Genomic DNA, 9727 nt, shown 5'->3' with positions numbered 1-9727 from the left:
ATTGATCAGACCGATGTTCGGACCTTCGGGCGTCTCGATCGGACAGATGCGGCCGTAATGCGTCGGGTGCACGTCGCGCACCTCGAAGCCGGCGCGCTCGCGGGTCAGACCGCCCGGGCCAAGCGCCGACAGGCGCCGCTTATGGGTGATCTCCGACAGCGGGTTGGTCTGGTCCATGAACTGCGAGAGCTGCGAGGAGCCGAAGAACTCGCGCACGGCGGCAGCCGCCGGCTTCGCGTTGATCAGGTCCTGCGGCATCACGGTATCGATATCGACACTCGACATGCGCTCCTTGATCGCACGCTCCATGCGGAGCAGGCCGATGCGATACTGGTTCTCCATGAGCTCGCCGACCGAGCGCACCCGGCGGTTGCCGAGATGGTCGATGTCGTCGATCTCGCCCTTGCCGTCGCGCAGGTCGACCAGCGTCTTGATGACCGCGAGGATATCTTCCTTGCGCAGCGTGCGATGGGTGTCGGGCGCATCGAGTTCGAGGCGCATGTTCATCTTGACGCGGCCCACGGCCGACAGGTCATAGCGCTCGCTGTCGAAGAACAGCGACTGGAACATGGCCTGAGCCGAGTCCAGCGTCGGCGGCTCGCCCGGACGCATGACGCGATAGATGTCGAACAGCGCGTCTTCGCGCGTCATGTTCTTGTCGGCATGCAGCGTGTTGCGGATGTAGGGGCCGACATTGACATGGTCGATGTCGAGAATCGGCAGTTCCTTGTAGCCCTGCTCGTTCAGCGCCTTCATCAGCTTGTCGGTGATCTCTTCACCGGCTTCGGCATGGATTTCGCCGGTCTTCGGATTGACGAGGTCTTCGGCGAGATAGTTGCCGACCAGCTCCTCATCCGACATCCGCAGCGCCTTCAGCCCCTTCTCCTGGAGTTGGCGCGCGGCGCGCACGGTGAGCTTCTTGCCGGCTTCCAGCACCACCTTGCCGGTGTCGGCGTCGATCAGGTCGTTGACCGTCGAGTAGCCGCGGAAACGGGTGGCGTCGAACGGCACGCGCCAGCCTTCCTTGGCGCGCTTGTAGTTGATCTTCTTGTAGAAGGTCGAAAGGATCTGCTCACCGTCGAGACCCAGCGCGAACATCAACGACGTCACCGGAATCTTGCGGCGACGGTCGATACGCGCATAGACGATGTCCTTGGCGTCGAATTCGATGTCGAGCCAGGAGCCACGATACGGAATGACGCGGGCCGCGAACAGCAGCTTGCCCGAAGAATGCGTCTTGCCCTTGTCGTGGTCGAAGAACACGCCGGGCGAACGGTGCATCTGGGAGACGATGACGCGCTCGGTGCCGTTGACGATAAAGGTGCCGTTCATCGTCATGAGCGGGATATCGCCCATGTAGACGTCCTGCTCCTTGATGTCCTTCACCGACTTCGCGCCGGTTTCCTCGTCGATATCGAACACGATCAGGCGCAGCGTCACCTTCAGCGGCGCAGCGAAGGTCATGCCGCGCTGGCGGCACTCGTCGACGTCGTATTTCGGCGGCTCGAATTCATAGCGCACGAACTCCAGCATCGAGGTGCCGGAGAAATCCGAGATCGGAAACACCGAGCGGAAGACTGCCTGCAAGCCCTCATCGAGACGGCCGCCCTGCGGCTCGTCCACCATCAGGAACTGATCGTAGGACGCCTTCTGAACCTCGATGAGGTTCGGCATCTCTGCGACTTCCTTGATGTGACCGAAAAACTTGCGAACGCGTTTGCGACCGGTGAACGTCTGTTGCGCCATCGTGGCCTCTCGTTTCGCCGCCCCAACAAGGAGCGGACCTTTCCGAAAGCGCGGGGTCGCCTTCGGAGTTGAATGTCTACTCGTCCTTCGGCCCAGCCCGCCCTCATCAGGACCTGAAAATCCTGAATCGAAGTACCCGGTACTCAAAGAACGCAAAGCGACGCACGGGGCGCTTCAACACACCCGCACGTCTAAAATTGCTTCGTTACGGACTGCAAAGCCCGAAATTGCCTATCTCCCAACGGCTTGCGGCGGGAGCTTACGGTCCCTTCCGCCTGCCGTGCTTTCGTGCTGCCGTCCCGATATGGGATGGCAATCATGGAAATGCGAGGGGTTTCCCCGCGCATCCCCACACTTTCTCGTGTCCGACGCCCGCCAAGTGGAACCCGGCGGGGTCTTGCGATAGCCGATTCGGCCACCGCCAGTCGCTATGCTGGATCCCGGACCGGGCTTCGCCCGTCCGGAATCTCGTTCAGGTAACCTGCGGTTACTTGAGCTCGACCTTCGCACCAGCCTTCTCCAGCTGGGCCTTGATCTTGTCGGCTTCTTCTTTGTTGACGCCTTCCTTGACCGGCTTCGGAGCGCCTTCGACCAGGTCCTTGGCTTCCTTGAGGCCGAGGCCGGTGATCGCACGGACTTCCTTGATGACCTCGATCTTCTTGTCGCCGGAAGCGGCCAGAACGACCGTGAACTCGGTCTTTTCTTCAGCCGGAGCCGCCGCACCGCCGCCGCCGCCCGCCGGGCCAGCAACTGCCACGGCCGCAGCCGCAGAGACGCCCCACTTCTCTTCGAGGAGCTTTGCGAGCTCGGCCGCTTCGAGCACGGTCAGGCTCGAGAGGTCGTCAACAATTTTCTGCAAGTCAGCCATTGATCTGTTTCCTTAAACGTATCGGTTCGAACCAGGGTTATGTGTTTTGCGAGAGCCGTCAGGCCGCTTCGCCCTTCGAGGCATGAGCCTGAATGACGCGCGCGAGCTTTGCCGCGGGCGCATTCGACAGCTGAGCGAGCTTGGTCGCCGGCGCCACCAGGAGGCCAACGATCTTGCCGCGCAGTTCATCGAGCGACGGCAGCGAGGCAAGCGCCTTCACGCCATCGACATTCAGGACGGTTTTACCCATCGACCCGCCGAGAATGACGAACTGCTCGTTCGTCTTGGCGAATTCGATGGCAACCTTTGGCGCCGCTACCGGATCCTTGGAAGTCGCGATCACGGTCGGCCCCTTCAACAGGGTGCCGATGGCAACGACGTCAGTGCCTTCAAGAGCAATTTTGGCGAGACGGTTCTTCGCGACCTTCACCGAGGCACCCGCCTGCTTCATCTGCATGCGCAGCTTCTGCATCTGGGCAACGGTGAGGCCGGAATAATGAGCAACGATCGCGACGCCTGTGGTCTTGAACAGACCGTTCAGCTCTTCGACCGCGCCCTTTTTTGCCGCTCTTTCCACAGCAAGCTCTCTCCGGTTGGCGGTCTCAAGCCAGAGGCTGGACCGCCGGGTTGCACCCGTCGTCCTGCCTTCAATCTGACCTCAAAAGACGCGAACAGCTCTTCAAGGACCGTCGGGCAGAACGACATTGAAACGCCTGCCCTCCCGAGCCTTTTGGGACTGGGGATGTCGAGGTTCGAACCAAATCTCCGTCGCATCGGGGTAAGCCGCACGCACCGGAGCGAAATCTGGTCTTCACCCGTCTGTACAGGCTTAACTATTAAGCCGTTGATAAACTTACGTTTATCTCAGGCGCCTGTAGTCTTGGACAGGATCGGGACCTGCCGGCAAACCAGCCTGTCCCTGCCCACTCTCCTAAGGAAACGACAGCCCTCTTCTCCTTTCCAGGCATCCATACGGAATGTCTTGAAAGGGAAGTCTCCTATTCGTTCTCTTTCGGAATGCGAGCACAGACGTGCCAGCGATTGGCCAGCACGTCCGGAAGCGCGGTGTTTAACGGGTCTTTTCCGCCTTGCCAAGGGCTAATTTCGAGCTAGTGCCGCCTATTTGACGTTCCTACACCGCGAGCGGCGAATTCAGCCCAGGAACGTCAAATAGCAAAGCGGCACTAGAACCATAAGTTTTCTAGTGCCCGTAACTTTCCGAAGTTCGCAAAAGGTGCGTGCGGAGGCGCTGCACGAACTTCGGAAAGTTACGGGCACTAGCCGAAAATACCCCAAAAATCATTCCGGGAACTGTCACATCGGCCCTCTCTCGTTCGTCTGGGGAGCAGGAGGTCCCCATGCGACGAGTGTTAGCGGCAGTCTTAGCGATTTTGAACGTCGGAAACGGCCTTTTGATGCTGTTCGCCGGCCCGTTCTGGTTCCAAAGCGTTCCGGGCGCGGCCGATACCGGCCCGTTCAATCCCCACTTTGTGCAGGATGTCGGCGCGGCGTTCCTGGTTGCGGGCCTTGCTTTGGCGGTCCGCGCGTGGCGCCCGGCCCTCTGGCCGGTCGCGCTCGCGGGCGCTGCCTTCCTGGTGTTCCACGGCCTCATTCATCTCGCGATGATCGTCGCAGGCCACGACCATCGCGCCGCGTTCGACGTTGTTGCCGTGGTGCTTCCATCCGCACTCGCGCTCTATTCCGTCCTGCCAGACAAGGAGAAAATCATGCGTAGTTGGTTCGCACGCCGCCTCTTGCGCCGTTTCCGCCAGCAATATGGATACGACACAAGCTATCTCGACATGTTGCTCAAGGAATCACCCTCGGCCTTCTTCAAATTCGCGCCGCTGATGAAGGCGTCGCGTCACCGCGAGGTGGTTCCCATGGAAGCGAGCTTCGCCGCAGGGCTCACCGGCGCCAAGGCCGAAGATTGCGGACCTTGCGCGCAACTCGTCGTCGACATGGCGCTTGAAGCCGGCATACCGAAAGACCAGATCGAAGCCGTCGTGCGCCGCGACGTCCGCGCCATGAGCGACGACGTGGTGCTCGCGTTCCGCTTTGCTGACGCCGTCGTGCGGCGGTCCGCCGACGAAGATGAACATCGTGACGCCGTCCGCGCCCAATGGGGCGAGAAAGGTGTCATTGACCTCGCCTTCGCGCTGCAAATGGGCCGGATGTATCCGATGATGAAAGCAGCCCTCGGTTACGCCAAGGAATGCCGCCGGATATCGGTTGGCGGGAAAGACATCGATGTCATCAAGCAGGCCGCCTGAGAACGATCCGATCGCGCCTTACCGGCGGCGATTGCTCGGGCTGGCCTATCGTATGCTCGGCAGCCGCAGCGACGCCGAGGACGTCGTGCAGGACGCGTATTTGCGGTTTGCCGACGCCACGGACGTTCGTAGCCCCGAAGCCTTTCTCGTCACCATCGTGACGCGGCTTTGTCTCGACCGGCTCAAGAGCGCCAAGGCGCAGCGGGAAATCTATGTCGGCCCCTGGCTTCCCGAGCCGGTGTTCGACACAGGCGCCCTTTCGACGGAAGCAGCGACCGAGCTCGCCGACGATCTTTCGTTCGCACTGCTGCTGGCGCTCGACCGGCTGTCGCCGCAGGAGCGGGCCGCGTTCCTGCTGCATGATGTCTTCGAGGTTCCGTTCTCCGAGATCGCAACGATGATCGACCGTAGCGAACCGGCCTGCCGGCAACTGGCGACACGCGCCCGCCGCGCGGTGCGCAACGAGCGGCCGCTGCCCGCGGCGGCGCCCGATGGCCACGAGCTGTTGTTGAAGGCTTTCCTGGAAGCGGTGGCGAGCGGCGATCTGTCACGATTGACTGGCTTGCTATGCGAGGACGCCGTTGCGCTCACCGATGGCGGCGGACGCAAGACAGCCGCCCTCAATCCGATCCACGGCGCCGACAAGGTCGCGCGCTTCTTTGTCAGCGTAGCTGCCAAGGGCGGCGCCGGACACGACATCCGCATCGAGCCCGCCATGATCAATGGCAGCGTCGGCGCCCTGCTCTATCTGGATGGCGAGCTCGACCACACCTTGAGCATCGACATCGATGGCGAGAAGATCGCCGCCATCTATCTCGTGCGCAATCCCGACAAGCTGCGTGACGCGCCTGGTTCAGTGCCTCACTAGGCTTCTGGCCGAACTCAACGTACGGGATAGGCCAGCGGCTGACCTGCAAAGAACGCCTCGAGATTTTTGATCACACAGTCCTGCATCGCCGCGTGCGAATCCTGCGTATGGCCGCCGACATGCGGGGTCAGCACGACGTTCGGCAGCGACGTCAGCGCTCCCGGCGGATGCGGCTCCTTCTCGAACACGTCGAGACCAGCGCCGGCGATGACCTTGTCCTTCAGCGCCGCGGCCAGCGCCGTCTCGTCGATAACCGAGCCGCGTGCGATATTGACGACGTAACCATCGCTGCCGAGTTTCTTCAGGGTATCGGCATTGACGACGTGATGGGTCTCGGTGCTGGCGCGCACCGCGATCATCAACACGTCGCACCACTCGGCGAGCGCATCCAGGCTTTCGAAAGAGCGATACGGAAGGTCATACTTCGTTCGGCTGAAGTAGCCGACCTCGGTCTCGAACGCGGCCATGCGTGATGCAATCTTGCGGCCGATTTCGCCCATGCCATAGATGCCGATGCGGCGACCGGGATTGCCGGGCAGCGCTCGCAAAAGCGGCGACGGTTTTGACGCAACCCAACTGCCGTCACGCACGAAGGCGTCGGCCGGAATGATCCGCCGTGTCGCGGCCAGCATCAACGTCACCGCGAGATCGGCGACGCTGGCGGCGTTGGCGCCTGGACTGTTGCCGACGATGATGTTGCGTTCGTTCGCGGCGGCAAGATCGACGCCGTCATAGCCGGTGCCGTAGCAGACGATCGCGCGCAAAGACGGCAAGGTGTCCATCACGCGGCCTGGGAGCTGCGTTCCGCCGGCCGTGATCATGGCGCGAATGGTAGAAAGCTGCTCCGCGGAGAAAACTTCCGACGGCGGCTTGCCGGCGGCGTCCAGAAGCTCAAAGCGTTCGCCGATCCGCACCATCAGCGCTTTGGGAAACTTCGAATAGATCAGCACCTTCTCGGGCATGCGTCCCTCTCACGTACTCGATCAAAAAGCAAAGAGCGGAACCGGTTGCCCGATTCCGCCCTTTCCTCTCGATCCGCCATTTGAAACTTTTAGCCGAGAATGCTGCCCGGCTCGACCTTCACGCCCGGTCCCATCGTTGACGAGACCGCGACGCGCTGGATGTAGGTACCTTTTGAGCCCGCGGGCTTCGCCTTTGCAACTGCATCGGTTAATGCCTTGACGTTCTCAACGAGTTTTTCTTCCGAGAAGGAAGCCTTGCCGATACCGGCCTGGACGATGCCGGCCTTTTCAACACGGAACTCGACCGAACCGCCCTTCGCGCCCTTGACGGCTGTGGTGACGTCCATCGTCACCGTGCCGATCTTCGGATTCGGCATCATGCCGCGCGGGCCGAGCACCTTACCGAGTCGGCCGACCAGCGGCATCATGTCGGGGGTGGCGATGCAGCGGTCGAAATCGATCGTGCCGCCCTGCACCTTCTCGACGAGATCTTCGGCGCCGACGACGTCAGCGCCCGCGGCCTTGGCTTCGTCCGCCTTGGCGCCGCGCGCGAACACGCCGACGCGAAGCGTACGGCCGGTGCCGTTCGGCAGCGTCACGACGCCACGAACCATCTGGTCGGCGTGACGCGGATCGACGCCGAGATTGATCGCGATTTCGACGGTTTCGTCGAACTTCGCCTTCGCGCGTTCCTTGACCATCTTGATGGCGTCCGCGAGCGGATAGAGCTTCTCGCGATCGACGCCCTCGCGGGCCTTCTGGGTGCGTTTTCCGATTGCCATGACCGATTACCCCGCCACTTCCAGACCCATCGAACGGGCTGAGCCCTCGACCATCTTCATGGCCGATTCGACGGTGTCGCAATTGAGATCCTTCATCTTCTTCTCGGCGATCTCGCGCACCTGCGCTTTTGTCACCTTGCCGGCCTTGTCGCGGCCCGGAGCTTTCGAACCGGACTCGATCTTGGCGGCCTTCTTGAGGAAGTAGGACATCGGCGGCGTCTTCATCTCGAAGGTGAAGGAACGGTCCGCGTAGATGGTGATGATCACCGGGATCGGAGTGTTCTTTTCTTCCTTCTGCGTCTGCGCGTTGAACGCCTTGCAGAATTCCATGATGTTGAGACCGCGCTGACCAAGCGCGGGACCGATCGGAGGCGACGGATTGGCCGCTCCCGCCGGCACCTGCAATTTCAGGTATCCGGTCACTTTCTTTGCCATTATCTCACTCCTGTTGTGCCGATCCTTGCGAGGCCGGCGGTTTCAGGTTCGTGGTCCGGTTCAAAAGCGGCAGGCAGACCGCCTTCAACCTCCCACGTCCTCTCTATAGAGGCGTTGCCGCCTCCACGTCCAATCAGGCCACCTTTTCGACCTGACCGAATTCCAGTTCGACCGGCGTGGCGCGGCCGAAGATCGACACCGCGACCTTCACGCGCGAACGCCCCTCGTCGACTTCCTCGATGACGCCCGAGAACGAGGCGAACGGGCCATCGGCCACGCGCACGTTCTCGCCAATTTCGAAATGCACCGACGCCTTCGGGCGCTCCACGCCTTCCTGCACCTGGTGCAGGATGCGCATGGCCTCGGCCTCCGAAATCGGCATCGGCTTGTTTTCCGCACCGAGGAAGCCCGTCACCTTCGGGGTGTTCTTGATCAGATGAAAGGCCTCGTCGGTCAGCTTCATCTTGACCAGCACGTAGCCCGGGAAAAACTTGCGCTCCGCGTCGATCTTGCGGCCACGGCGGATTTCCGTGACCTTCTCGATCGGCACCAGCACCTGCTCGAACAGCTCTTCGAGCCCGCGCTGCTTGGCCTGTTCGCGGATCGATTCAGCGACTTTCTTTTCGAAATTCGAATAGGCGTGGACGATGTACCAGCGCTTATCCATTGTTTGCGTTGCGGTGCTTGCCATCAGTGGATGCCCAGAACCAATGTGATCACATATCGGATGATCTGATCCGCGAAGAAGAAGAAAATCGAGGCGAACGCGACCATCACGAACACCATCGCGGTGGTGATCATGGTTTCGCGGCGGGTCGGCCAGGTGACCTTCGCGGTCTCCGAGCGAACTTCCTGCAAGAATTTAAACGGGCTTGTCGCCATCGTCTTGGATCCGTAATCCGTCGTCAGACGAACTCAACTTGTTAATATCAGGAATCCGAACAGACCTCTCACGCCCAGCCCTCTCTTGAAGGTTGAGCCGACACGCGGGCTCGATTGTTCGGGGATTTCAAAGCCGCGCCGGATATCCGCAGGTTAAGCGGGCCGGCAACAGGTGGGCGGTATGTACTGCGGACAAGGTCAAAGGTCAAGGAGAGCCGGGGCCGGCCGACCCGTAATAAAAGTCGCGGATTCAACGGCTTTGGGAGCCCCCAAGCGCAAGGCTGGACACGGCACGAGGTGCGCCGGCCCAGCCTTGAAACGACGTCAAGTTACCTGCCGTAGAAGACGACCGGCGCGCGGCCGACCACAACCGGCGGCAGCTCACGTTGCCAGACGCGGCCATCGTCGAACTGAATGCGCATGCCATCGGGCGAATAGACGGCACTCTCGCCCTTCGCCTCGATCCAGAGGCGGCTTGCAGGTGCGTTCCAGTCCGGCCAGGCGTGGAATGACTCCCCCGTTTCCGTGGTGAGATTCACCGAGTCGCCATTCTGCGTGACGAAAGTGGGCGCACCGATATTGCCGTCACGGCAAGCCTGGATGCACCGGTACGTGCCGGTGAGGTTGACTGTCGTGGCCGACGCAGCGGTGACGCCGCACGCCGCCACAAGACCCAAAGCCAATGCTATTCGTTTCATCAGGATTGCTCCCTCATTTGCATGAAAGTGAACCCGACAAAGCGGGTGTCCGGACAATCGCTGATGAAAGGCGTTCGTTCCCTTGTTCCCGGCAGTTCCGATGCAGGTGCTGATGGAACAATTGCGATCGCGCTGCGCGGTCGCGACGTGTACGCGAGGAGCTGGGTCCGTGACGTAAGAAGGCCGGCGGGCGTTACGCCGCCGGCTTTCTCA

Annotated in this window: 10 protein-coding genes and 1 pseudogene; 2 read left to right on the top strand and 9 right to left on the bottom strand. The window is 61.4% G+C overall.

Translation table 11 applies throughout. The annotated features are described in order from the left end of the window. The 3 genes and pseudogenes from VFB05_RS31675 to rplJ all read right to left on the bottom strand — a co-directional run. Positions 1-1746: pseudogene (locus tag VFB05_RS31675) on the bottom strand (DNA-directed RNA polymerase subunit beta); the annotation flags it as partial. Positions 1747-2233: 487 nt separating this feature from the next. Next, positions 2234-2614 carry a 50S ribosomal protein L7/L12 gene (rplL, locus tag VFB05_RS31670; protein WP_325020051.1) on the bottom strand — a complete coding sequence of 127 codons (381 nt, stop codon included), beginning with the start codon at positions 2612-2614 and terminating at the stop codon, positions 2234-2236. A 58-nt stretch (positions 2615-2672) separates the two neighbouring features. Next, positions 2673-3191 (bottom strand): 50S ribosomal protein L10, encoded by a 519-nt coding sequence (gene rplJ / locus VFB05_RS31665; RefSeq protein ID WP_325020049.1) that lies wholly within the window; start codon positions 3189-3191, stop codon positions 2673-2675. Positions 3192-3972: 781 nt separating this feature from the next. Between rplJ and VFB05_RS31660 the strand changes: the two genes are divergently transcribed. Together VFB05_RS31660 and VFB05_RS31655 are read left to right on the top strand one after the other, a co-directional pair. Beyond that, positions 3973-4887, top strand: a complete 915-nt coding sequence (locus VFB05_RS31660) for a hypothetical protein (RefSeq protein WP_325020047.1) — start codon at positions 3973-3975, stop codon at positions 4885-4887. Then, on the top strand, positions 4865-5755 hold the full coding sequence (locus VFB05_RS31655; protein ID WP_325020045.1) for a sigma-70 family RNA polymerase sigma factor: 891 nt from the start codon (positions 4865-4867) through the stop codon (positions 5753-5755). Before VFB05_RS31660 ends, VFB05_RS31655 begins: the two co-directional genes overlap by 23 nt. Before the next feature lie 14 nt (positions 5756-5769). Here VFB05_RS31655 and VFB05_RS31650 read toward each other — a convergent pair whose 3' ends face one another. The 6 genes from VFB05_RS31650 to VFB05_RS31625 all read right to left on the bottom strand — a co-directional run bounded on the left by VFB05_RS31650 (position 5770) and on the right by VFB05_RS31625 (position 9514). Beyond that, a complete protein-coding gene (locus VFB05_RS31650) occupies positions 5770-6717 on the bottom strand; it encodes a 2-hydroxyacid dehydrogenase (RefSeq protein ID WP_325020043.1) in 948 nt (315 codons plus the stop codon). A gap of 89 nt (positions 6718-6806) precedes the next feature. Continuing rightward, entirely contained in the window at positions 6807-7499 is a 693-nt protein-coding gene (gene rplA, locus VFB05_RS31645) for a 50S ribosomal protein L1 (RefSeq protein ID WP_325020041.1), read from the bottom strand. Positions 7500-7505: 6 nt separating this feature from the next. After that, complete coding sequence (rplK, locus tag VFB05_RS31640) at positions 7506-7934, bottom strand: 50S ribosomal protein L11 (RefSeq protein WP_325020038.1); 429 nt, start codon at positions 7932-7934, stop codon at positions 7506-7508. 133 nt (positions 7935-8067) lie between these two features. After that, on the bottom strand, positions 8068-8601 hold the full coding sequence (gene nusG / locus VFB05_RS31635; RefSeq protein WP_325020036.1) for a transcription termination/antitermination protein NusG: 534 nt from the start codon (positions 8599-8601) through the stop codon (positions 8068-8070). Between the two features lie 23 nt (positions 8602-8624). After that, the gene (gene secE / locus VFB05_RS31630) at positions 8625-8816 is read right to left on the bottom strand and encodes a preprotein translocase subunit SecE (protein ID WP_325020033.1); all 192 of its coding nucleotides are present in this window, start codon (positions 8814-8816) and stop codon (positions 8625-8627) included. A 329-nt stretch (positions 8817-9145) separates the two neighbouring features. Beyond that, the gene (locus tag VFB05_RS31625) at positions 9146-9514 is read right to left on the bottom strand and encodes a hypothetical protein (RefSeq protein ID WP_325020031.1); all 369 of its coding nucleotides are present in this window, start codon (positions 9512-9514) and stop codon (positions 9146-9148) included. Positions 9515-9727: the final 213 nt, after the last annotated feature.

Origin of the sequence: Bradyrhizobium sp. (assembly GCF_035652035.1) — a bacterium.
Classification (GTDB): domain Bacteria; phylum Pseudomonadota; class Alphaproteobacteria; order Rhizobiales; family Xanthobacteraceae; genus Bradyrhizobium.
Note: the sequence above shows the minus strand (reverse complement) of the source record. Positions and strands in the feature narration are given on the sequence as shown.